Source organism: Geodermatophilus amargosae (genome assembly GCF_900116515.1).
Classification (GTDB): domain Bacteria; phylum Actinomycetota; class Actinomycetes; order Mycobacteriales; family Geodermatophilaceae; genus Geodermatophilus; species Geodermatophilus amargosae.
In genome coordinates this window covers 185869-207697 of record NZ_FPBA01000006.1, presented here as the reverse complement: position 1 = coordinate 207697, position 21829 = coordinate 185869, and the positions used below count along the sequence as shown (strand labels likewise).

General features: G+C 70.9%; 27 protein-coding genes. 13 read left to right on the top strand and 14 right to left on the bottom strand.

Going from position 1 to position 21829, the window contains the following annotated elements; all coding sequences use genetic code 11:
• Positions 1-368 precede the first annotated feature (368 nt).
• From BM414_RS11390 to BM414_RS11380, 3 genes are all read left to right on the top strand, one after another.
• Positions 369-950 carry a DUF732 domain-containing protein gene (locus tag BM414_RS11390; protein WP_093579547.1) on the top strand — a complete coding sequence of 194 codons (582 nt, stop codon included), beginning with the start codon at positions 369-371 and terminating at the stop codon, positions 948-950.
• Between the two features lie 109 nt (positions 951-1059).
• Positions 1060-1710 carry a DUF732 domain-containing protein gene (locus tag BM414_RS11385; RefSeq protein WP_093579546.1) on the top strand — a complete coding sequence of 217 codons (651 nt, stop codon included), beginning with the start codon at positions 1060-1062 and terminating at the stop codon, positions 1708-1710.
• 64 nt (positions 1711-1774) lie between these two features.
• On the top strand, positions 1775-2236 hold the full coding sequence (locus BM414_RS11380) for a DUF732 domain-containing protein (RefSeq protein WP_175551553.1): 462 nt from the start codon (positions 1775-1777) through the stop codon (positions 2234-2236).
• A 57-nt stretch (positions 2237-2293) separates the two neighbouring features.
• On the opposite strand, the gene BM414_RS11375 is transcribed toward BM414_RS11380, so the two are convergent.
• Together BM414_RS11375 and BM414_RS11370 are read right to left on the bottom strand one after the other, a co-directional pair.
• A complete protein-coding gene (locus tag BM414_RS11375) occupies positions 2294-2584 on the bottom strand; it encodes a type II toxin-antitoxin system RelE family toxin (protein ID WP_093579544.1) in 291 nt (96 codons plus the stop codon).
• On the bottom strand, positions 2581-2853 hold the full coding sequence (locus tag BM414_RS11370) for a type II toxin-antitoxin system Phd/YefM family antitoxin (RefSeq protein WP_093579543.1): 273 nt from the start codon (positions 2851-2853) through the stop codon (positions 2581-2583). The genes BM414_RS11375 and BM414_RS11370 overlap by 4 nt, the downstream gene beginning before the upstream one ends.
• Before the next feature lie 64 nt (positions 2854-2917).
• On the opposite strand from BM414_RS11370, the gene BM414_RS11365 reads away from it, so the two are divergent.
• The gene (locus BM414_RS11365; protein ID WP_093579542.1) at positions 2918-3289 is read left to right on the top strand and encodes a DUF1330 domain-containing protein; all 372 of its coding nucleotides are present in this window, start codon (positions 2918-2920) and stop codon (positions 3287-3289) included.
• Positions 3290-3410: 121 nt separating this feature from the next.
• Complete coding sequence (locus BM414_RS11360) at positions 3411-4019, top strand: tetratricopeptide repeat protein (protein WP_093579541.1); 609 nt, start codon at positions 3411-3413, stop codon at positions 4017-4019.
• A gap of 12 nt (positions 4020-4031) precedes the next feature.
• On the opposite strand, the gene BM414_RS11355 is transcribed toward BM414_RS11360, so the two are convergent.
• The 3 genes from BM414_RS11355 to BM414_RS11345 all read right to left on the bottom strand — a co-directional run bounded on the left by BM414_RS11355 (position 4032) and on the right by BM414_RS11345 (position 6910).
• Positions 4032-4295, bottom strand: coding sequence for a hypothetical protein (locus tag BM414_RS11355; protein ID WP_093579540.1), 264 nt, complete (start codon positions 4293-4295; stop codon positions 4032-4034).
• Between the two features lie 391 nt (positions 4296-4686).
• Positions 4687-6084 (bottom strand): DUF4407 domain-containing protein, encoded by a 1398-nt coding sequence (locus BM414_RS11350; protein WP_093579539.1) that lies wholly within the window; start codon positions 6082-6084, stop codon positions 4687-4689.
• A 256-nt stretch (positions 6085-6340) separates the two neighbouring features.
• Entirely contained in the window at positions 6341-6910 is a 570-nt protein-coding gene (locus tag BM414_RS11345) for a hypothetical protein (RefSeq protein ID WP_093579538.1), read from the bottom strand.
• 255 nt (positions 6911-7165) lie between these two features.
• On the opposite strand from BM414_RS11345, the gene BM414_RS28385 reads away from it, so the two are divergent.
• Positions 7166-7672 (top strand): hypothetical protein, encoded by a 507-nt coding sequence (locus BM414_RS28385; protein ID WP_139245806.1) that lies wholly within the window; start codon positions 7166-7168, stop codon positions 7670-7672.
• Here BM414_RS28385 and BM414_RS30200 read toward each other — a convergent pair.
• Positions 7625-7999, bottom strand: a complete 375-nt coding sequence (locus BM414_RS30200) for a FitA-like ribbon-helix-helix domain-containing protein (protein WP_217644671.1) — start codon at positions 7997-7999, stop codon at positions 7625-7627. The two genes, BM414_RS28385 and BM414_RS30200, sit on opposite strands and share 48 nt — an antisense overlap.
• A 129-nt stretch (positions 8000-8128) precedes the next feature.
• On the opposite strand from BM414_RS30200, the gene BM414_RS11335 reads away from it, so the two are divergent.
• Both BM414_RS11335 and BM414_RS11330 read left to right on the top strand, forming a co-directional pair.
• The gene (locus BM414_RS11335) at positions 8129-8365 is read left to right on the top strand and encodes a YlcI/YnfO family protein (RefSeq protein ID WP_093579536.1); all 237 of its coding nucleotides are present in this window, start codon (positions 8129-8131) and stop codon (positions 8363-8365) included.
• Positions 8365-8589, top strand: a complete 225-nt coding sequence (locus BM414_RS11330; protein WP_093579535.1) for a hypothetical protein — start codon at positions 8365-8367, stop codon at positions 8587-8589. Before BM414_RS11335 ends, BM414_RS11330 begins: the two co-directional genes overlap by 1 nt.
• A 100-nt stretch (positions 8590-8689) precedes the next feature.
• Here BM414_RS11330 and BM414_RS11325 read toward each other — a convergent pair whose 3' ends face one another.
• Positions 8690-9448, bottom strand: coding sequence for a hypothetical protein (locus BM414_RS11325; protein WP_093579534.1), 759 nt, complete (start codon positions 9446-9448; stop codon positions 8690-8692).
• Positions 9449-9589: 141 nt separating this feature from the next.
• Between BM414_RS11325 and BM414_RS11320 the strand changes: the two genes are divergently transcribed.
• Both BM414_RS11320 and BM414_RS11315 read left to right on the top strand, forming a co-directional pair.
• A complete protein-coding gene (locus tag BM414_RS11320; RefSeq protein ID WP_093579533.1) occupies positions 9590-10795 on the top strand; it encodes a hypothetical protein in 1206 nt (401 codons plus the stop codon).
• A gap of 32 nt (positions 10796-10827) precedes the next feature.
• Positions 10828-12030 (top strand): YncE family protein, encoded by a 1203-nt coding sequence (locus tag BM414_RS11315; RefSeq protein ID WP_093579532.1) that lies wholly within the window; start codon positions 10828-10830, stop codon positions 12028-12030.
• A gap of 56 nt (positions 12031-12086) precedes the next feature.
• Here BM414_RS11315 and BM414_RS11310 read toward each other — a convergent pair whose 3' ends face one another.
• The 7 genes from BM414_RS11310 to BM414_RS29345 all read right to left on the bottom strand — a co-directional run bounded on the left by BM414_RS11310 (position 12087) and on the right by BM414_RS29345 (position 16897).
• Positions 12087-13184, bottom strand: coding sequence for a DUF475 domain-containing protein (locus tag BM414_RS11310; RefSeq protein WP_217644670.1), 1098 nt, complete (start codon positions 13182-13184; stop codon positions 12087-12089).
• A gap of 57 nt (positions 13185-13241) precedes the next feature.
• Complete coding sequence (locus tag BM414_RS11305) at positions 13242-13883, bottom strand: TerD family protein (protein WP_093579531.1); 642 nt, start codon at positions 13881-13883, stop codon at positions 13242-13244.
• An 84-nt stretch (positions 13884-13967) separates the two neighbouring features.
• Positions 13968-14549: a TerD family protein gene (locus tag BM414_RS11300; RefSeq protein ID WP_093579530.1), complete on the bottom strand. Its 582-nt coding sequence runs from the start codon at positions 14547-14549 to the stop codon at positions 13968-13970.
• A 210-nt stretch (positions 14550-14759) separates the two neighbouring features.
• Positions 14760-15113: a hypothetical protein gene (locus BM414_RS11295; RefSeq protein ID WP_093579529.1), complete on the bottom strand. Its 354-nt coding sequence runs from the start codon at positions 15111-15113 to the stop codon at positions 14760-14762.
• Between the two features lie 10 nt (positions 15114-15123).
• A complete protein-coding gene (locus BM414_RS11290; protein WP_093579528.1) occupies positions 15124-15399 on the bottom strand; it encodes a hypothetical protein in 276 nt (91 codons plus the stop codon).
• A 20-nt stretch (positions 15400-15419) separates the two neighbouring features.
• Complete coding sequence (locus tag BM414_RS29350; RefSeq protein ID WP_175551552.1) at positions 15420-16019, bottom strand: DUF4407 domain-containing protein; 600 nt, start codon at positions 16017-16019, stop codon at positions 15420-15422.
• On the bottom strand, positions 16016-16897 hold the full coding sequence (locus tag BM414_RS29345; RefSeq protein ID WP_175551551.1) for a hypothetical protein: 882 nt from the start codon (positions 16895-16897) through the stop codon (positions 16016-16018). The genes BM414_RS29350 and BM414_RS29345 overlap by 4 nt, the downstream gene beginning before the upstream one ends.
• 275 nt (positions 16898-17172) lie before the next feature.
• On the opposite strand from BM414_RS29345, the gene BM414_RS11280 reads away from it, so the two are divergent.
• From BM414_RS11280 to BM414_RS11270, 3 genes are all read left to right on the top strand, one after another.
• On the top strand, positions 17173-17691 hold the full coding sequence (locus tag BM414_RS11280) for an HAD domain-containing protein (RefSeq protein WP_093579527.1): 519 nt from the start codon (positions 17173-17175) through the stop codon (positions 17689-17691).
• Between the two features lie 515 nt (positions 17692-18206).
• Positions 18207-20834 (top strand): Z1 domain-containing protein, encoded by a 2628-nt coding sequence (locus BM414_RS11275; RefSeq protein ID WP_217644669.1) that lies wholly within the window; start codon positions 18207-18209, stop codon positions 20832-20834.
• Complete coding sequence (locus BM414_RS11270) at positions 20831-21823, top strand: PD-(D/E)XK motif protein (protein WP_175551550.1); 993 nt, start codon at positions 20831-20833, stop codon at positions 21821-21823. The genes BM414_RS11275 and BM414_RS11270 overlap by 4 nt, the downstream gene beginning before the upstream one ends.
• Positions 21824-21829: the final 6 nt, after the last annotated feature.

Sequence of the window (21829 nt, the reverse complement as noted above, 5' to 3'; positions counted from 1 at the left end):
TCTCGTCCTCGCCCGCTGACACACTGCTGCCCGCGCCGGGTCACCGGCGCGACACGGGGTCCGACGAGAACAGGAAGGGACGACGCACCGGTCGACACGTCGCCCAGCTGTCCTCGTGTGCGCGGACGCGCTGCCGACCCTCGCGACAGATCACGCCGCGGTGCCGCCGCGCCCCGTCCGGAAGGGCAGCGATGTCCCAGCCCACCTCGGAGTCCCCGATACAGACCCCACCTCCCTCGCCTCCGCAGCCCCTGGCGGACGGGAATGGAGCGCCGGCGGGACCCCTGGGGTCCGGGGAGGCCGCGCCTCATGGCGAACGGACCGGGACCGCGGTTCTGCCGGCCGCCTGGGAGTCGGTCCCGGCACCCGTGGACATCTCGTCCCAGCAGCCTCGGCGGCGCAACCGTCTCGTCCTCGCCCTGTCGGTCGCCGTCGTCCTGTTGCTAGCCGCCGCCGGTGTCCTCACCGCGCTGGTGGTCACTGCTCGGGCGGACGCGGACGCGCTCACCGCGGCGGAAGCAGCCGAGGACCGCCAACAGGCCGAAGAGCTACAGGCCGTCCAGGACGAGCGGGGTCGGCTGGAGGAGCGGATCAGCGACGCCGAGGCCGACGCAGCTGCCGCCGAGGGCCGCATCGCTGCGGCTGAGGCTGCTCAGAGCGCCGCAGAGGAGGCCACCGCCGCTCGTGAGCAGGCGGACGCCGAGGCCGCTGCCGCGGACGAGCAGACGTTCGTCGACGCCCTGCGTGCCACCGAGACCATGACCAGCGCCACCGACGCCCAACTGCTGCAGCGGGGACGCGACGTGTGCAGCTACCTCGACTCGACGGCCGGTACGCCGCCCGATCTCACCGACGCGTTCGACCGGGCCGTCGCGACCTACGCCATCGACGACGCGATCCTCCTGGTCACAGCAGCGACCCAGATCCTCTGCCCCGAGTACGGCTCCTGACCTCACTGGCTCCCCCGCCGACGACGAGCGTCGGCCGGAGCCGCACGTCACGACTCCGCCACAGCCGGGGCCCCGACAGCCCCGCTGCGTCCCCGAATGGAGGACACCCATGTCCCAGCCTCTCCCCGGAGCGCCCGTACCGCTCCTGGTCGACCCCGGCCCGTGGCAGGCCGACGGCGACGGCACGCCGTCCGGACCCCTTCAGCCGGCGCCTCGGTCCCGGCGCAACGGCCTCGTCATCGCGCTCGCCATCGCGGCCGCCGTCCTGCTGACGAGCGTCGGCGTCCTCACTGCTCTCCTGATCGACTCGCGCTCCACTGCTGCCGACCTGGCTGCAGCCGAGCGCGCGGAGGACGAGCAGCAGGACACCGACCTGCGGGATGCACAACGCGGCGTCGACAATCTCGCCGTCGAGGCCACCGAGGCGGAGGCGGCTGCCGCTGCGGCGTCGACCAGGGCGGGGGAGGCGGAGGCAGCCCGGTCCCAGGCCGAGCAGGCGGCTGCACCGGGCACCTCGGACTACGAGGAGTACCTGCGACTCCTCCGGAGTACCGACCCGGCGTTCCGCACCGTGGACGACGCGACCCTCGTCGAGATCGGTGACGTCACCTGCGACTACCTCGACACTTACGGCAACAGCGACCAGACCCGGGCGCGCATCGTCAGCATCGGGGTCTCCTCCGGGATGACCTCGAGGCAGTCCTCCGAGGTCACCAGCGCCGCGATCGTCGCCCTGTGTCCGCAGCACTCACTCGACTGAGTACGGCGACGGTGGCGACGACGGACGGGACCCCGGGATGTTGACCAGGCGGACAGCCGTCGTCGTGACTGCGCTGGCGATGGCCCTGTTCGCGGCCGCGGTCGCCGTGACGCTCGTCGTGCTGGGGCGCGACGACCCCGTTGCCGCGCCCCCGCCGACGGCCGCGGCGACCAGCACGAGCGCTCCCCACGACTCCCTGCCCACGGAGTCCTCCTCCGCCACCACCTCGACGGCGACCAGGACGCTGCCACGGCCCGGTGAGCAGGTCATGGACGTCAACCCCGAGGCGGACGCCCGCTACCTCGGCACCCTGTCCGACGCCGGCCTCATCACGCCCGGGACCGACGAGCAGGCCGTCATCGAGGTCGGGCGGCTGGTCTGCGCCTACATCTCCACCGGTCAGGGCGACCTGGCCGACGCAGGCGTGATGGTCCTCCAGTCGGGAGAGGCGACGGCGACCCAGGCAGGGACCATCGTCGGCGCCGCCGTAGCGGCCTACTGCCCGCAATACGGCGAGGGGATCTGACCGACTTCCTGCGGCCCGCCCGCGGAGCGGCTGAGGCGTGCGGTCGGGGACCCGGCGTCACCCCGCGCCGGTCGGCGGCGGAGGTCGGTAGACGTCGGACCGGTGGGCGATGCGCACCACGAGGATCCGCCGGCGGTCCTCGTCGACCTCGAGGAGGACCCGGTAGTCACCTCGCCGCGCACTACGCAGCCCAGCGAGGTCCCCGGTCAGCGGCTTGCTGAGGCGGAGCGGGTTCACGGGCAGGACTGTCGTGAGGAACTCGACGACGGCCGCCGCCACCTTGGCGGGCAGGCGTCCGAGTTGGCGCCGTGCCGACGAGGAGATCCGGACCTCGAACGGCGCGGTCAACCGTCGAGGCCGAACTCGGCTCTCAGGTCCTCTCCGGAGGTGGTCTCACCGCGCTCAGCCTCCGCGCGGGCCTCGTCGACGTCCCGGCGGACGCTGGGCTGCGAGAGCCAGAACAGGGTCTCGTGCAGCGAGTCGAGGTCCTCCTTCGCCATCAGGACGGCGGCCTCCCGTCCGTGGCGGGTGATCGTGACGATCTCGTGGGTCTTCTCGGCCGCCTCGACCAACGCCGACAGCTTGTCCTTGGCCTCGCTGAGCGGGATGGTCGTCACGGGGTTATTCTAGCCAGACTTCTGGCCAGCCGGGTCGGCCATGACCTCTCGTTAGTGTCGCGGGATGGCGATCGATCCCCGCGGTGCAGACCTCAAGCGCTACCTCCAGGAGGACCCGGGCGGGCCGGTGGTGATGCTCAACCTGCTCCGCTTCGCCGAGGGCGGGCGCGAGTCCTACGCGCGCTACGCCCAGGCCCTGCGCGAGACGTTCCTTCCCCGCTACGGCGGCGAGGTGCTCTACGCCGGGGAGGGCGGCACCCCGCTCGTGGCCGAGCCGGGCCAGGACTGGGACGCGGTGCTGCTCGTGCGCTATCCCTCGCGGGAGGCGTTCAGCCGCATGGTCGCCGACCAGGAGTACCAGCAGGTCACGCACTTCCGCACGGAGGCGCTGACCGAGGCGGTGTTACAGCCGACCACCGCCTGGGATCGCGGCTGAGCTCCCGCCTCACCGCCGCCGCCGGACGATGTGCGCTCACGGCGCATTCCCCAACCGGAAATGCCCCGTGAGCGCACATCGTCAAGAACCCCGCGTCATATCCGGGCCGTAGATTCGGGCCATGCGGAGGCCGCGCACGCAGGACGACCTCGACGCGACGTACTCCCCCGGCCAGACGCCGGAGCAGAGCCGCGCCGTGGCGCGGCAGCTGGAGGCGTGGGCCGCCGAGGGCACGCGGCCCGGCGACGAGGTCAACGCCGCCGAACTGCTGGTGTTCGCCGGAAGCCAGCTCAGCCGGGTCGGTGACGTGCAGGAGGCACTGCGGGTGCTCCGCCGGGCCGTCGCGACGGGTGAGCCGGTCGACCCCGACGTGCGCTGTTTCCTGCACCACGCCCTGCTCGAGGTGGGGGACGTGGACGCCGCGCGTGAGCTGGCCGGGCAGTTGCGTCGGGAGCGCCCGTCCGACGTCGACGTCTACCTGCTCCTGGGCGAGGACTACGAGGTGCACGGCGATCTGCGCGAGGCGCACCGCTGGTTGACGCTGGGGGTCCGGCGGGCGCTGGACGACGTGATCGATGGCGACGACGCCTCGGAGGACCAGGTGCTGCGCCAGGCCGCCCACCTGCTAGTGTCCCGGGGACGGGTCCGCCGGGCCCTGGGCATGCCGGCTGACGAGTGGGACGAGCTCGCCCCGTCGCCGGCCACCCCCGACGACGAGCTGCTCGAGTGAGCCAGGCCGGCGTCAGACGTCGGGGATGTGGATGGCCAGCAGGTCACTCACCTCGACGGGGCGGCCGGCGTCGACCACCAGCTCCAGCCGGTGCCGGCCCGGGCGGTGCACGACGCGCGGACCGGCGTAGCGGGGAACGTCCGCAGCGGCGGGACCGACGTGGTGCACGCACTGCAGCGCGCCGGCCGGCCCGGTCGCCACCGCGGGTCGGCGGGGCGGGAGGTCGAGCACGAAGACCAGGGGCCGGCCGGGGCGGTGTTCGTCGTCGCGGTGCACCCAGATCAGGAAGCCGAGGTCGGCATACAGCCAGAAGGCCGGCTCCTCCTCCGGGGCGAGCCGCCCGCGCAGCCCGATCCCGAACGGACTGGCACCCGTGGTGGCCCAGTCGGCCCGGCGGTCGAGTCTCAGCGGGTTGGCGCGGGCCTCGGCGCGATCCTCGATCCAGGCCAGCTCCAGGTAGTGCCGGCCAGCACGAGCCGGCGGTTCCGGGTGCCCTGGCCAGGTGGCCGTACCGGCGTCCAGATCCTAGCCGGCCGCCGGGAGCCGCTCCGCCCAGGCGTCGTACGAGTCGACCATGCACAGCACGTGATCGAGCTCCAGCACCCGCTCAGTGTCGCGTCGACGCCGGACGCTGTGCGCGCTCGACGACGACCCGTCCTGACCGACGTCAGACCGTCGTCGTGGCCCGGGTGCCCGGCCGGCGGGAGGGGCGGATGGTGCGCGCAGCGGAGCGGGCAAGGCGGATGGGGCCGGTGTCCCAGAGCTGGCGGGCGGGCTCGTCGACCGGGGCAGGAGCCGGCTGCGGCACCGGGCGGGAGGCCTCCTCGGCCTCGACCTGGGCCTGCGCCAGCGCGGCGAGGTGGCGGGCACGGATGACGGCCTTCTGCCGGTCGAGGCGCTCCTGCTCGGCCATGACCAGCAGCTCCTCCTTGGCCTCGGCCACGGTGCGCCGCGACTGCTGCTGCAGCTCCTCGATGTCGACGTCGCCGCTGTCGCGCAGCGCCGCGAGCTTGTCGTAGGCGGTCGGCGGACCGAAGTTGAGCAGCACCTTCATGAGCACCGGCAGGATCTCCACGCACATGAACAGCAGCGACAGCATGAACTTCGCGACGGCGAGCGTGGCGTTGCTGTCGCTGAGCCGGTCGAGCGCCTCCAGCCGCAGCAGGATGCCGCCGGAACCCTCGTTGGTGGCGTCGAACGCGGCCTGCAGCCGGTCGAGCTCGGCGGTCAGCCGGGCCAGCTCGGCCTGGTCGGTGGTCAGCGACGCGGCGGCGAGGTCGGCACTGCGCGACTCGGCGTCGGACGCCGTCCCCTGCGCGTCGTCGAGGGCAGCCCGTGCCGAGGCGACGATCCTGGCCTGCGCGTCGGCGGCCGCGCGGGCCTGCACGTAGGCGTCGCCGGTACCGGGGTCGCCTGTGCCGCAGGTGCCGTCGAGCTCGCACTGGGCGCGCGCCTCGAGGTCACGCTGGGTGACCAGGGCGGCGTCGTAGGCGGACTGCTTGGCGGTGACGTCGGCCTGCACGGCGACCAGTGCCGGGTCGCTCTGCCCGCCGGTGGCGACGACGTCCTGCCCCTGCGTCACCCGCTCCTGCAGGTCGGCGAGGCCGGCGAAGCGCGCGTCAGACTCCAGCGACTGCCGGTACGCGTCCGCGGCCTCGGCCTGCATGACGGTGATCTCGGCGTCGATCTCCTTATGGAACACCTGCAGCGTCAGGGGCGTGGCGACGACGACGCCCAGGATCAGCGCCAAGCCCACGCGTGGCACCGCCAGCGCGAGATTGCGCTTGAGCGAGGCGTCGTGCGCCATGCCGACGAGCAGCATCCGGTCGAGGTTGACCACGACGGCGCCCCAGCCGAGGCCGAGCACCAGCGCGAACGGCCACCAGACGCCGAGGGCCATGTGCAACGCGAACGCCGCCGAGGCGACTGCGAGACCGCCGGTGCTGAGCAGCACGCCGCCGAGCGCGGCGAACCGCGGGCGCGCCCCGGGCGCTGCCTCGAGCAGGTCGGGCCGCGCGCCACCGAGGACCGCGAGACGGTCCTGGAGTCGTCGTCGTCCAGCCATGTGCGTTGCACTCCCCGAGCGCCGGGGGTCGTGGTTCGTCCGCCGCTCCCCTGAGCCATCGGCAGCCGCGGTGCGGGACGGGACGCCGTCGTCACACCCGTCCCACGCCACCGAACGGCATGGTCCGGCTCGCGTCGGGACATGTCGAAAGCTGGACTGAGCGCTCAAAGAGCCTGGGGTGACCTGGAGGGTTCGGCCACCGCCAGGTGACAAGACCTGCGTGCGCGCTCCGTCGCAGCCTGGACGGAACGTCCGGTCAACTACTACGACTGCTGCTACCGCCGGTGCCGCGACCCCACCGATTCGTGTGACTGGCTCCTGCCAGGTCCAAAAAGGTGATCGCTACCTGAAGGTCGCGCAGCTTTGATCTGTCGGCGAACGGGACGCGGAGCCTCCTTCTCCAAGTGCGGTGTCGGGCGCCAGCGATCACCGGGGTATCAATCAGCAGCGTCCTCGTTGGGCCCTCTAGGGACCTGTCGAAATGTTCTCGGCGGACCTCGATCGGCAGATCCACCCGCACCTCAACCTCGCGAACCGGAAACTTTCCGGGGTTGTAGGCAGTGAACTCGTACGTAGCAGCGACGGTCCCGTCTGCGTCGCTGGTCGTCGGCGCATCGAGGACCCGCCACATAACCGCGACGCCGCTCTTCTCAACCTCGCGCTCGTCTCGTTGCTGCTCACGGAGCAACTGCAATTGCCGGCCGGCGAAGTACAGGGCGGCAAGAGCCCCAAGCGCAGCAAACCAGCCAGCGACGTCCCCGATTGCCATGGCTGCAACTCTGCACGCCTCGACGGCAATCCTGCCGAACGACCAGAGCACGACCACGTGGGCTTGGTCATCTTCTGCAACCCGGACGGCACGGCGTCCCACCGCTGCTCCGACACTGCCTCACCAACAACGTCTTCCTGACGGCGGCACTGCGTGACCCTGGACGACCAGGGCACCGAGGCCGAGACGGCGCGGTGTGCTCCGAGCAGGACGAGCAGCAGGCGACATCGGGTGGCGTGACGTCGTACGAGCTCTAACCGCACGACTACGAGGGTTTGGGCAACATCCCGGAGATGCGCGACGTCGGCGCCCGTGGTCCTTGACCAGCCGGTCACCGCCGTCTACCCCGGGATCACCGACTACGTCTCACCGGCCACCGCCGGCTCGCTCGACAGCTACGAGGGCGCACCCGGGCAACTCGGCCACAGCGATGATCTCGGGCTACGGCGTGCAGGAGAGCGGCGGCAGCTCAACCAAGCAGGTCGCCTACCGGGAGCGGCTGCCGCCGAGAGATTCATCATCGGGCTCAACGGCACCAACGCCGGCGGCTACAGCGTGAAGCTGACGACCAACCCGGGCGGCGGCCGCGGCGGCACCTGCTTCGGCAACTCCGGCGGTCCGATCCTCATCGGCGACACGGCGACGGCGGTCAACTCGTTCGTGATGAACGGCGCCTGCGCCGGCACCGGCTTCGCCTACCAAATCGACACCGAGGACGTCATCGCCTTCATCTCGGGAGCGCCGGGGACGAGGCCGACGAAATCGATCTCGTCACCTTTTGACGCACTCCTGACGGGGCCGTCCTGCCATGGCCGATAGCCGCCGGCAGGGCGGCCCTCGTCGTTCGGTCAAGGAGTCCGGAGACCAGCACCGCGGTCCGGATGCGCCGGCGAGCCTGCGGTCGAGGTACCGACGACCACGATCACCGCGGTCCTCCTTGCGGAGGTCCAGGATCTCCTGCGCCGCGAGACTGCTTTCGGTGGACCGGACCCGGTGCTCAACCCGGTCCCAGAAGTCGATGCGGCTCGGACGCCGGGCCAGCTCGATCAGCTGGGCGCGCACGTACTCCTGCAGCGACTGACCGGCTCGGGCGGCGCGTGCGGCGAGCTCGTCGCGGGTCTCGTCCGGAACGTCGAGGATGGTCATCGTCACCGGCATATATGCACCTTGGCAGCGTCATCAGCTGTTTGCTGCGCCAAAAGGGCGGCACCGGTTCGTCCGCCATCGCTGACTGCTCAAGTCCCCCGTGCATCCCGACTGGGGATCATGTGACCGGTGAGCACTCGGATCGCGGTCCGCCTACCTTACGAGCTCGTGGCGTTCGTCGATCAGCTTGTCTCTGGCGGCCAAGCGGCGTCTCGCGCCGCGATGGTCACTCAGGCACTCCAACGCGAACGCCGCCGGCAGCTCGCGGCGCGTGACGCAACCATCCTCGCCTCGGACATCGAAGCCGATGACCTGGATGCACTCGCCGAGTACCTCGCTCGGAGGCCGATCGAGGACCTCGACTGATGCCCCGTCCACCTTGCTCAGCTGGACAAGAGCCGCCTCGTGGCGACGTAAGCGAGGCCCTGCGCCGCAGTGCCGAACTGGAGAGCCGGTCCGTACAGGACGACATCGCCCGGCAAGCCGTCCGTGACTACTTCGAGCGGGACGGCAAGCGCGAACTGCTGGACCGGGTCCTCGACCGGGAGCTCCCCCGCTTCGCCCAAGCCCTGGAGCGCCTCGGCCAGTGATCCATGTCGACCTCGAGGGCCCGCCACGCATTACCGAGGGCTGACGGCCCGACCTCGATGCACCTCTCATGGTGCTGTCCGACGCGGCGAGCGACCTCCCTCAGGTCCGGGGCAGGACGAGGTCGGCGGTGTAGGCGGCGTGACTACTCATGCTGCTGTCGTCGCCTCGTACTGGCCGGTGCATCTCCACATGCTCAGCTAGGAACTCACCGCTGATGGCCAGGTGATCAACCGAATACATCTGCCCGTTCCGGTGAGCCAAGCCTTGGGTCAGGGACGTGAGGCCGAGCTTCCTGAGCGCTGAGCACAGAGCGGCGCCGCAGTCCCTGGACCCGCCGGAGAACGGAGGCACCAGGGGTTGGTTGAAGTCGCCGCCCCAGATCAGTGGCTCCCCCGTCCGCCGCTCCATCCTGATGCGCAGGACGTGGTGGTCGAGCACGTAGGCGAACTGTTCGACCGCGTCGGTCGGGAGCCCATCCCAGTAGGCGTCGATGCCGTCGTATGGAAGGACGGAACAGGCAACCAGAACGTCCCGGCCGGCGATCCTGACGCGTGCCAGAGCCAGGCCCTCCTCGGCCGCGTGGCCCGCATTGCGCTGTGCCGGCGGCTCACCGGTGTCGAGCGTCGTCTCGATCGCAGCCCACCGTCCGTGTTCTGGGTCCAGCTTCCGTGGTGGCGAGACGGTCAAATGACCATCTCGTGGATCCCAGCTCTGATGTGCCTCGGTGAGCAGCCAGAGACGCGAACTGCGCGCGTCCAGCCACCTTGCCTTGGCTTGCCAATCCGCCGTGGGCGCGGCCGCCTGCAGACCCAGGTTCCACGTGCCGATGCGCACAGTGCTCGACGAGTCAGAGAGCATGTCTCCCACCCTGACGCGCTCGCGTACCGGAACGGCGTCGCCGCGCGGTCGAGGTCACCCGCGTTAGCGAGACGCAAGGACGCCGCAAGGGACCCCGAACAGGGTGCGAGCACCAACCACCGCACCCAGGAGTCCGCACTCATGCGCTCGCCCCGGATCGGCGCCGCCGCGCTGCTCGGTACCGCCGTCCTCGCGGCCGGCTGCTCGTCCTCCGTCGTCGGGACCGCCGAGCACGCCGGCCCGGCCGCCGCCGGGCCGCTCACCGAGCTCCTCGCGCAGGTCGAGGTCGACGCGGAGGTCGACGGCCACGTCCGCATCTCCGACGTCGCCGCCGCCCCCGACGGCGGCTTCGTCGTCCTGCTCACCGGCGACGTCGCCAGCAACCACCGGAGCGTCCTCGTTGAATTCAACCAAGAGGACGGCGGCCTGGCCGTCGGCGAGGTCATCGAGGGCCCGCCCGCCGTCGACCTCGGCGAGGTGCATGTCGCCCCCGACGGCACCGTGGTCACCCTCGCGCCCGTCGTCCCCGCGGACACCAGCGGCGGGGGCCGCGAGCAGGACCTCGCCCTGTTCGTCCTCGAGCCGGGCAGCGACGAGCCGGACCTCCGCCGCATCGCCGCCGACGCCGAGCTGGGCACCCCGAACCTCGGCACCGGCGTCCTCTCCCCCGACGGCGCCACGCTGTACGCGAGCCTGCGCTGGTCCGTCGACGGCGACACCGTCAACCGGCTGGCCGCCGTCGACGTCGCCACGGGTGAGGTCACCGCGAGCGCGCCGCTGGGCGTCGAGTCGCCGGGTTCGGCCGTCGCGTACGACGTGGCGCTGCGCCCCGACGGCGGCCTGGCCGCGCTCGTCACCACCGACCGGGACGCCGAGGGCGACGTCGACGGCGCCGTCCTCGTCCAGTACGACGCCGACCTGCAGCCGCTCGGCGACCCGGTCGAGGTGGTCGACGAGGAGGAGAGCACCGGCTACGCGCTTGCAGTGCTATCCGACGGCGCCGTCGTCGTCTCCGTCGTGGCCGGCGAGTGGAACACCGGCGAGCCGCGGCTGGTGACCGTCCGGGACGGCGCGGTGCAGGCGACCACGGTCCTGCCCGGCACGGGCGTCGACCTCGTCGTCGAGCCGGGCGGGCAGCACGTCTACCTGGCCCACGGGCGCCCCCGAGCCGGCACCGGCGTCGCCACGGTCGACCTGGCCACCGGCGAGACCGTCGCCGACGTCCCCACCTGCACCGACGGCTCCCCCGACCCGCTCGCCCTCGCCACCGACGGCCGGACGCTGGCCGCCACCGCCGCCTGCCACGGCGACGACGACACCGCCGAACTCGCCTTCCTCGTCGGCTGACCCGCCGCGAGCCCCGTCCCGAGGGGTCCACCGTGCGCACCGGCACCGCCGTCCTGCTCAGCTCCGCCGTCCTGCTGGCCGGCTGCTCGTCCACCGTCGCCGGGCGGGTGGTGCCGACGGCGGCCGGCCCGCTCACCCAGGAGGTCGGGCGGGTGGACGCCGACGCCGAACTAGGGCACGGGCTCGAGGCCCGGGACGTCGCGGCGACCCCTGACGGCGGGTTCGTCGTCCTGCTGACCAGCGAGGACCCGCTCGAGCACTCCAGCGTGCTGCTCGAGCTCGTCCCCGGCGACGGCGGCGGCCTCACGGCGGGCACCGCCACCGAGGGCGGGCCTATTGCCGTGGCCGACGACGTGCACGTCGCGCCCGATGGCACGGTGGTGTCGACCGGCGTCGTCCTGATCCAGCCCGGTGACCCGCGCCGGCGCGAGGACCCCTACGGCCAGGACGTCGTCCTCGCGGTGCTCGAGCCCGGTGCCGACGAGCCGGAGGTCGTGCCCGTCGGGGCCGATCCCGAGCTGGACACTCCGGACACCTTCAGCGCCGTCCTCTCCCCCGACGGCGAGACGCTGCACGGCGTCCTGCAGTGGTCCGTCGACGGGCGGTTCATCAGCCGCCTGGCGCAGGTCGACGTCGCCACCGGGGAGATCGAGGCGAGCGCGCCGCTGGGGGCGGACGATCCCGGTCAGGCGGTCGAGGTGCAGATCGCCCTGCACCCGGACGGCGGGCTGGTCGCGCTGGTGACGGTCGACCGGGACGCCGCGGGCGGCGGGGAGGAGGTCCTCGTGGTCCGGTACGACGAGGACCTGCAGCCGGTCGGCGAGCCGGTCAACGTGCTCGAGCGGGACCTGGGCATCGGCTTCGCGGTCGCGGTGCTGCCGGACGGGGCCGTCCTGGCCTCCGTGCTCGACGGCGGGTGGGAGACCGGCTCGGCGCGGCTGGTGACCGTGCGGGACGGCGCCGTGCAGGCGAGCACGGTCCTGGCCGGCACGGCCCACGGTCTCGTCCCCGAGCCAGCAGGGAGCCACGTGTACCTGTCCCACTCGTGGCCCGGCGGCGGTGCGGGCGTGGCCACGGTGGACCTGGCGACCGGCGCGGTCGTGGCCGACGTCCCGCTGTGCGAGTTCGGTAGCGCGACCCCGCCGGCGCTGTCCGCGGACGGGCGGACGCTGGCCGCCGGCGCGGCGTGCCTGGAGGTGGACGACTACGCCGACCTGGTCGTCCTCGTCGGCTGAGACGCCGGTGCCGCGGCCGCGCGGGCGGCCGGGGCACCGGGTCGGGCGAGGGGGCGTCAGACGGAGACGGTCTCCCGCTCGGTCTGCGGGTCCTCGTCGGAGACCGCGGGGACCTCGTGGGTCTCCTCCCGCCTCTGCGCTACGACGCTGGCGATCACCGCCGCGACGATGAACAGCAGGCCGGTCAGGCCGGTGACGTACTCGCTGATGTGGAACCGCAGCTCCAGGATCATGATCGCGGCGAGCACGCCGATGGCCCACATCGCGCCGTGCTCGAGGAAGCGGTACTGCTCGAGCGTGCCGCGGTCGACCATGAAGATCGTCAGCGACCGCACCCAGAAGGCGCCGATGCCGAGGCCCAGGGCGATGATCAGGATGTCGCTGCTGATGGCGAACGCGCCGATGACGCCGTCGAAGGAGAACGACGCGTCGAGCACCTCGAGGTAGAGGAACGCCGCCGCGCCTGCGCCGGCGACCGCCTTGGTGGCGGTGCCGGTGGCCGACGGCAGCGAGTCCTCGTCCTCGTCGTCGTCGGACTCCATCAGCTCGTTGAGCCCGCCGATGAGCAGGTAGGTGAAGAGACCGGCGAGCCCGGAGACCAGCACGGTCGCGTACTTGTCGTCGTCGGCCATCTGCGAGCCGGTGTAGATGACGGCCAGCGCGATGACGATGGCGAGGTACGGCAGCTTCCCGGCCTTCGCGAGCGGGCGCTCCAGCCACGCCAGCCAGTGGATCTCCCGCTCCTCGTCGAACGCGAAGTTGAGGAAGATCATCAAGAGGAAGATGCCGCCGAAGGTGTAGATCGCCTCGGCGGAGGCCTCGACGTTGCGGGCGTAGGTCTCCTGGTCGGTGAGCGCCAGGTTCCACACCTCGGGGATCGACAGCTGAGCCGTCACCGCGACGAGCACGATCGGCAGCAGCAACCGCATGCCGAACACGGCGATGAAGATGCCGACGTAGAGGAACAGCTTCCGCCACAGCGGGCTCATGTTCCGGAGGACCTTGGCGTTGACGACGGCGTTGTCGAAGGACAGGCACACCTCGAGGACGCCGAGGACGGCCACGGCGAGCAGCGCGGCCGGCCCGCCGAAGACGACGGCGGTGACGAGTGCGGCGACCGTCAGTAAGACGGAGAAACCGAAGTAGCGGATCAACGGATGCCTTTCAGGTGACCGCAGCGAGGGCGGTCGGGAGTGGGATCTGAGAGCGGACTACTTGCGCGCTGCCTTCCAGCGCAGACCCCAGCCGTAGGCACGGTCGAGGTCCTCCTGGTCGCCGTGCAGGTAGCGGATCTCGCGCTGGACGTGCAGCTGGCCTCGCTGGTTCGTCAGCATGGCGATGGCACAGAAGCGGGTGTCCTGAGCGTGGTCGTCCAGCTTGACCGTGATCTCGCCGCCGTCCACCAGGTGCAGGGTCACGACGCCATCCGCGGCGGCCCAGTTCGGAGCGCCGTCGTAGATGTAGGCGAAGACGAGGACCCGCCTGATCTCGTCGAGGTGGTCGAGGTTGACGATCAGGTTCTCGCCCCCGCTGTTGGCGCCGGACCGGTCGTCGCCGTCGAGGAGGGCGTAGGGCGGCCAGTCGAGGTCACCGAAGGAGTTGCCGAGAGCCTGGACGACGCCCTTGTCGCCGTCGGTCGTCTCCCACAGGCAGCCGAGGTCGAGGTCGACGGCCTCGCGCTTGCCGAGGAAGCCGCGACCGGGCCGCTGCGTCCAGTTGAGGTTGACGCGCATCTGCCCGCGGGCGCCCTGCGCCTTGGACAGCGAGACGGACGGAGCCGCCTTGGTCAGCGTGACCTTGCCGAGGGAAACCCCACCGGGCTTTTGCTTGGGCGGACGGGTGTAGTCGATCATGACCTGTCTGTTCTGTGAGGTGAGGGCACAGCAAGCGGTCCGGCCCGCGCTCGAGGACGCCGGACCGGACCGCTGACGGCTTGGTCAGGCGACGTTGACGCCGAAGTCCTGGGCGATGCCGCGCAGACCGGAGGCGTAGCCCTGGCCGACGGCGCGGAACTTCCAGTCGCCGTTGTGCCGGTAGAGCTCACCGAAGACCATCGCCGTCTCCATGGAGGCGTCCTCGGTGAGGTCGTAGCGGGTGATCTCGCGATCGGTGACCTGGTCGACGACGCGGATGAAGGCGTTGCGGACGCCGCCGAAGTTCTGCCGGCGGTTGTCGGCGTCGTGGATGGACACCGGGAAGACGATCTTCTGGACGAACTGCGGGACGGCGGTCAGGTCGACCTGGATCATCTCGTCGTCCCCGTCGCCCTCACCGGTCAGGTTGTCACCGGTGTGGAGGACCGACCCGTCGGGGCTGCGCAGGTTGTTGTAGAAGACGAAGCCGGAGTCGTCCGGCGTCACCTTGCCGCTGGCGTCGAGCATGATCGCCGAGGCGTCGAGGTCGTACTCGAAGTTGGAGAACGTGTTGACGTCCCAACCGAGACCGACGTTGATGGCCTTAAGGCCGGGGGCCTCCTTGGATAGCGAGACGTTCCCACCCTTGGCGAGGACGACAGTCATGGTGTTCTTCTCCCCTGGTGTTCCCAGCTGCGGGACGGCAGGTCGCCGCACCGCGCGGCACGTGGCCGCTCGATCCGGAACGGTGGCGGACCGGCTCGGGATGCTGCCTCACCGCGACTCGGAAGACCACGGTCTGACGCCTCGTGCGGGTGAGCGCGGGACGGCTGTGACTCGTGCGCACGGACCGAGAGCCGGGCGAGACACGCGCCGTCAGCGCAGCGGCAGGTCCCCGGGGATGTCGATCCCCACGACCTCGCCGGCGAGCCGGGCAAGACCGTGCCGCAGGAGGAGTCCCTGCGGGGCCTCTCGGGCGACATCGCCGGCGGTCGGGGCCTCGGGACAGCGCGCCCACTCGCCCACCACTGCGGTGAGGGCCCGGACCGGATCCGTGTTGCCGCCGACGGCGAGCACCGTCACCGCGCCGCTTCCGTGGCGGACGGCGACCGGCAGCCACGGCCCGAACGCCGGACCGAAGGTGCGGTGGACGGCGTCGTAGTCGTGTGCGTCGACGACGGGGTACTCGGCCACGGCCAGCGCCCACAGCGTCCGCTCGGTCAGGGCCACCGGGTCCTCCTCAGTTCTGGGTCCCGACCGGCCATGGGTCGGGTCGCGGCCCGGGACGAGGCTGCTTGACGAAGCTCGCGCCGATGCCATTGTCGCCTCTCGTGCCCGCTGGGGTGAGCTGCTGGTCCCGCCACCGCTCGACACCCTGGCGGGTCACCTCGAGCTGAGCCTCGAGGACCATCCCCGTCGCCCGCGACTCCGCCTCCAGCGTCCGCGCAGCGCGTGCCTCGGCGGCCGCGAGCGCCGACTTCGCGAGCACCTCGGCCTCCTCGTACTCGGTCTGCATCCGCAGCCGGACACGCTCCTCTACCTTCTCCTCGCCCAACGCGATGAGCCGGCGGGGTCCGCGTCGACATCAGCCGGCGTCACGCCGTCGGCGATGTCGGCCTGAAGGGTCGCGATCTCCTCGCGCATGGCCGGCAGCTCGGCGTAGCGGCTGTCCTCGGCGAGCTGTTGCGTGAAGGCGTCCTCCTCCTCGGCGGCCATCTTCTGGACCTCGGTGCCGATCTCGGCGCTGAAGACGGCGAGGGTGAGCGGCGTGGAGACAACAGCGCCGATGAGGACGGCGAGCAGCACTCGGGGCAGCGCCATACCTATCGTGCCGGTCTTGCTCTTCAACCGCGGTGTGGAGACGACGAGCCAGCGGTCGAGGTTGAGGATCACCAGCCCCCAGGCGAGGCCGCCGACGACGGCGAACGGCCACGGCAGGTGCAGCGCCAAGTGGAGGGCGTAGCTCGCCGAGACCGCGGCGAGCCCGGCGGTGGAGACGAGCACCGCACCCATCGCGACCTGCTTGCCGCGCTCCTTGGGCGCGTCGCGCAGCACCTCGCGATTGGCGCCGGCCACGGTGAGCAGCTGCTCCGCGAGGGCTGCGCGGACGGACCGGCGGGACGTGGGGTTGCTCACTGGTGATCCTTCGGTTCGGCGCGGCGCAGGCTCTGGACGAGGGACTCGGGGACGCCGACGAAGCGCGGCGACACCTCGAGTTGCGGGCGGAGGGCGTCCTGGGTGGCCCAGAAGGCGTCGAGCCGCTGGGTGACCGGCGACGGCGCCCCGACGGTGGCGGCGACGTCGGCGCGCAGCGATACCAGCGGCGGCGCCGCGACGCTCGGGAGGTCGAGCTGCGGAACGGCTACAGCGGCGATGACGGGGGTGGCCGCGGGCGTCGTCGTGAAGCGGTTGCGGCCGGTGACGTCGACGCGGCGGCTGCTGTCGATGCGGACGAGGGCCTCGCCGCATCGCGGGTGGCCGCCGTGGCCGTCGACGAGGACGTCACGCGCGTGCTCGAAGCACCAGGTGACGAGGACCGACGAGCCGGGCCGGACGATCGTGTGGCTGACCGACAGGGCACGCAGGACCGGCATCTGCCCCTCGGCCGCGGGGCCGACAGGAACGCCGTGCCGGCATGCGACGAGCTCCGGCTCACCGTCGTCGACCGTCCGGGTCCGAGCAGCCTGCTCGCGGGAGTCGCGGAGCCAGCGGTCGGTCCACGGCAAGGAGGACGCCGGCCGTTCGGGTTTGGCGTGCCGGGGCGCCGGGGCGCCGGGGTCGCCGAACCAGCCCTTCGCACGCACCCAGGCGAGCAGCAGCAGGAGGAAGAACGACCAGAGGAAGGCCTCGGCGAGGTCCTTGAGGAAGCCGGCGACGCGCTCGGCCTCGAGGTGGCCGCTCCACTCGGTGTTGTTGCTCAGCGCGACGAAGCCGGCCAGCAGCAGGACCACGGCCCAGCCCACGACCAGCGGATCCCGGCGCAGCGGTTCCCGGCGCAGCGGTTCCCGGAACATCTCTCCCCTGCCGCGGGAAGCACCCGCCTGTCAGAACATCAACGGACCAACGGAACTCGATCGGATCGGAGTCCTCGGGATTGGTACCGGGCAGGACCGACGGAACCCAGGCCCCCATCACCCGCTGGGGTCAAGCCGGGGGCCTGCCGCTCAAGAACCCGTGCTCGACGTCACTGGGAGCGGGTCCCCGGAGGCGCTCCTCCCCTGACGATGGCTCCTTGGACCCGGGGTAGGGACGTCTCGACCGCACGTCCGTCGCACGCGGAGGATCGACCATGGCCTCGACCGATGACCGTCCGATCCTGTTGCTCGACGTCGATGGGGTGCTGAACGCACCGCGCCGGCAGTTGCCGGAGGGCTGGCAGCAGGGCACGTTCAACGGCTTCCGGCTGTCTTGGGACCCGACCATCACCGCCCGCCTGCGGGAGCTGCACGAGTCGGGCCGGGTGGAGATCCAGTGGCTGACCACCTGGACCACCGACGCCGACCGGCTGCTGGCCGGGCCGATGGGCCTGCCGCGTGGGCTCAAGACCCACGCCCGTGCCGACAGCGCGCCGACCGGCTTCCTGGGGTCACTCGACGGCGCGTCAGGCTGGTGGAAGCTGGCCGTCGCCCAGGAGGTCACCGCCGCGGAGCCGGACCGGCGGATCGTGTGGATCGACGACGACCTGGCTGAGCAGGCCGACGACACCGGCGACTGGCTGGCGGCAAATCCGCACGTGCTGGTGGTCGCCCCGGACCTGTCCGTCGGCCTGACTCACTCGCAGTTGGACGCGATCGAGGCGTGGCTGTGACATGCCCGCGAAGGCCGCGGAGGCGGGTTTAAGGGGAGGTCACTCGGGTCGTCGATCCAGACGGCGTCTCCGGCGAGCCGGGCCAGGCCGTGCCGGAGGAACAGTGCCTGGGGGCTCTTTCGCCATTCCGCCGCCACGCCACGGCCTGAACGCCGGATCGAAGGCGCGGAGGACGACGTCGTAGTTGTGGGCATCGTCGGACGGGAGCATCCGGCGACGGCGAGCGCCCACGGCGTCCGCTCGGTGAGCGGTCGTGCGGTTCCTCTCGACTCACCGGGTCCGGACGGGACGGCGCGACGAGGACATCAGCAGGACCGGACCCCATCGTGAGCGTGGCGCACGACTTCCTGCGATCGGAGGACAGCGGCTCGGCGCTGATGTCGACCGCCTTGACCATGTGTCTGGCGGGCCAGCGCTGACTCCGCGGAGGCATCGCCCACCACTGTCCCACTGCTAACGAGATCGTGTCGCGTGAACACTCACAGTCAAGACGGCCGATTACCCTCTCAGCAGCCATGTCCGCACAGGGGAGTTCGATGACAGCCGGCACGAGTGACGAGGTCGACCAGCTCTACAGGGTCTTCCTGCAGTTCACGCAGTCGATGACGCCGCACGACGCAGTGAAGAACCTGCAGCTTTTCGGGGCTAACGAGTCGATCATCCGGGCCGTCCGTGAGCGGCACGAGGCGGAAAGCCTCAAGATCCGCAATCTCGACGAGCCCTCATCGGTCTTCCTGGACGGTCGTCGCACCTGGTACACGGGCCCCGACATGGACAACGACCGGAACTGGCCAGCTCTCGAGTCGTCGATGCGACGCAAGGGCTTCGGCGAGGCCAACGTCGCGTCGATCGACAAGTCGTCGACGAAGATCGTCGCACTGCTCGACCACCCCAAGCAGGACGGTTTCCGCACCCGGGGACTGGTCGTCGGATTCGTTCAGTCCGGCAAGACCACCAACTTCACCGCCGTCATGGCGAAGGCCGCGGACCGCGGCTACAAGCTCTTCATCGTCCTGTCCGGCATCCACAACACCCTCCGGCGGCAGACGCAGATCCGCCTCGTGAAGGACCTCGTGGAGGCCAATCCGGGGCAGTGGCACCAGGTCACGAGCGAGACGCATGACTTCGTACCGCCGCCCAACCCCAAGGCCTTCTTTGCCTCGTCCGACCAGCACCTCCTCCTCGTGGTGAAGAAGAACGCCGCCGTGCTGCGAAAGCTGCGGACCTGGCTCAAGAACGCCGGCGAGTACCTCGAGAACTGTCCGACATTGATCATCGACGACGAGGCGGACCAGTCGACAGTCGCGACGGCGAAGATCAATCCGCTCCTCTTCGATGTCCTGAGCAAGTTCCCCAAGGTTGGGTATGTCGGCTACACGGCGACGCCGTTCGCCAACCTCCTGATCGACCCGTCCGTCGACGAGGACTTTTATCCCCGCGACTTCATCGTCAACCTGCCGCAGCCGGTGGGTTACCACGGGACCGAGGTGCTCTTCGGACGGGAACTCCTCGACGGGGAGGACCCGGCCGACCTGCCTGGCGGCTACGACATGGTGCGGATCGTCCCGGACGACGAGGTGGACGACCTCAAGCCGCGCAACAAGAAGGAGGCCGCGACCTTCCAGCCGGCGGTGACGCGGTCGCTGCAGGCAGCAGTGGAGTGGTTCTGGCTCGCGACCGCAGCCCGACGGGCGCGTGGTGGCGGCAACCCGCACTCGACGATGCTGGTCCACACGACGACCGAGACGGCAGTGCACGAGGCGTTCAAGGCGCCGCTCTTGCACCTCCGTGCGAACGTGGCGGAACGGCTCCGCGACGGTGACAGGAGGACCTTGGACCGCCTCCGCGCAGCCTGGGAGCGCGAGACCCCCCTGGTGCAGGCCACTGACTTCGGCGAGACCCCGGTGCCGTTCGACGCGGTACTGGAACACCTGCCGACCGTCGTCCACGAGACGAAGGTCGTGATCGACAACTACCGGAGCACCGACCGTCTGAACTACGAGTCCGGCCCGGTCACCGCGATCGCCGTCGGCGGTAACACGCTGTCTCGCGGCCTGACCCTCGAGGGTCTGGTGTCGAGTCTCTTCGTCCGGGCTGTGTCGGCCTACGACACGCTCCTGCAGATGGGGCGGTGGTTCGGCTACCGGGACAGATACGCCGACCTCCCCCGGATCTGGATGACCGAGGAGCTCGCCGAGTGGTTCAGCCACCTCGCGACGGTGGAGGCCGACATGCGCCGTGACATCGAGCGGTACATGCACAACCCGGCGGAGACCCCTTTGACCTTCGCCGTCCGACTGCGCTCGCACCCGAAGATGAGCATCACGTCGAAGGCGAAGATGAAGTCCGCGGTCCTCGCGCACGCCGCATACGGCGGGACCCTCGTGGAGAGCCGCTTCTTCGACGTGTCCCCCGGTGGCAAGGCGCGTCTGGAGGCCAATGCGGCCGCCGCCCGTACCCTCGTCAGAGATGCTGGACAACACGGCCTCCAGGAGACCGCGCCGCGCGCCGAGACCGCCGTCTTCACGCAGGTCCCTCATGAGGACGTCACTGCGTTTCTGAGCAGTTACTCCTTCCACGAGCGCTCAGAGGACGGTGACCGCGCGCGCCTCCTGGACTACATCGCCAAGCGGGTCCGCAACGGCGCGCTGACGCAGTGGAGCGTCGCTGTGGTCGGCAACTCGTCGCCTGCCGCCAAGACGCACCGGTGCGACCTCGGCGCCGGCGTGCAGGTGCGGATGGTGAAGCGCGCGCGACTGGGCCATGAGTCCGAGGTCGTTCTCGACGCGGTCGCGGACATCAAAACTCTCAGCAGCCGACGGGACGAGACGATCGACCTGGACGTGTCCGGCAAGAGTCTGGGCAACCGGGACGAGATCCTCGGCCTGCGCAACGCACAGCGGCCCGGTCAGGGCCTGGTCCTCCTGTACCCGATCGAGCCGGAGTCGCGCACCGACACGCAGGGGCGTCGTCCGTTGGCCGCCCCGACCGACGATGTCGTCATCGGTGTCGCACTGGTGTTCCCCCGACCGCTGCCGGGGACGGCGGACTCGGATGTCGAGTACTGGAGTGCGGACCTGTCCAGTGTCGCCGTCGAGCAGGAGGACGCCTCGGTTCTGGACTACGACGACGAGGCCGCGTGACGATCGACGGCGAGCAGCTCGAACGACTCTGGACGGCGGCAGCCGGGCAACCCGTCGTGTCCGCTTTCCGGACGGCCGAAGTGGGTGTCGATACAGCGCAGGGACCGGTCCTCGCGGGCGTCGACGCAGAGGGGCATCGGCACCTCCTCGTACCGATCGCCGCCCGGCACACGCTGCGTGAGGAGCTGGAGGGAAAGGCGGTACTGCTGCGCCGGCGCGCGTTGGAGGACGAGCGCCGGTACCAGGAGTACGCCTCGCTTGAGCTCGTGGATCAGCGCCTGGACGTGCTCTTCACAACGCTCTGCGTCGAGGTGTCGGACCGTGTCGCCGCCGAACCCGACCGGGCCATCGCGGCGCTCCGTGAGGCGCTCAGGGACTGGAAAGCCCTGCTCGCCGGGAATCACGAGGTGCTCGGACCCTCGGCCCTTGCCGGCCTCTTCGGCGAGCTCCGCCTCCTGCGGGAGTTGCTCGTCCGGGACCCGGGTGCGGTTACGTTCTGGACCGGGCCGACGGGGTCGGCACAGGACTTCCACCGCGGCCTGGACGCCGTGGAGGTCAAGACGACAACGTCGCCCGAGGGGAACACCGTCATCGTCCACGGCGCCGATCAGCTCGACGTCACGCCACCCGGCCGCCTGGTACTGCACTGGTCACGACTACAGGTGGGGGAAGGGGTGTCCGTCCCCGAGCTGGTGGAGGCGACCCTCGACCTGACGGACGACAGCGCACGTCTGCGGGGCCTGCTGCGGAAAGTCGGCTACCACGAGGTACATCGCGAGCTTTACGCCCGACAGCGCTTCGAGGTCGTCGAGCACCGGAGCTACCTCGTCGGTCCCGGCTTCCCCCGCATCGTCCCCGCCGGGCTGTCCGGGGATGCGGTCCTGGGTGGAGTCGGACCGATCGAGTACGCGGTGGATCTCGGTGCCGCGGAGGCGGAGGCCCGTCGCACGAACCTCGATCCGGCGCTCTTCCTGCTGGAGCACGCGTGACGACAC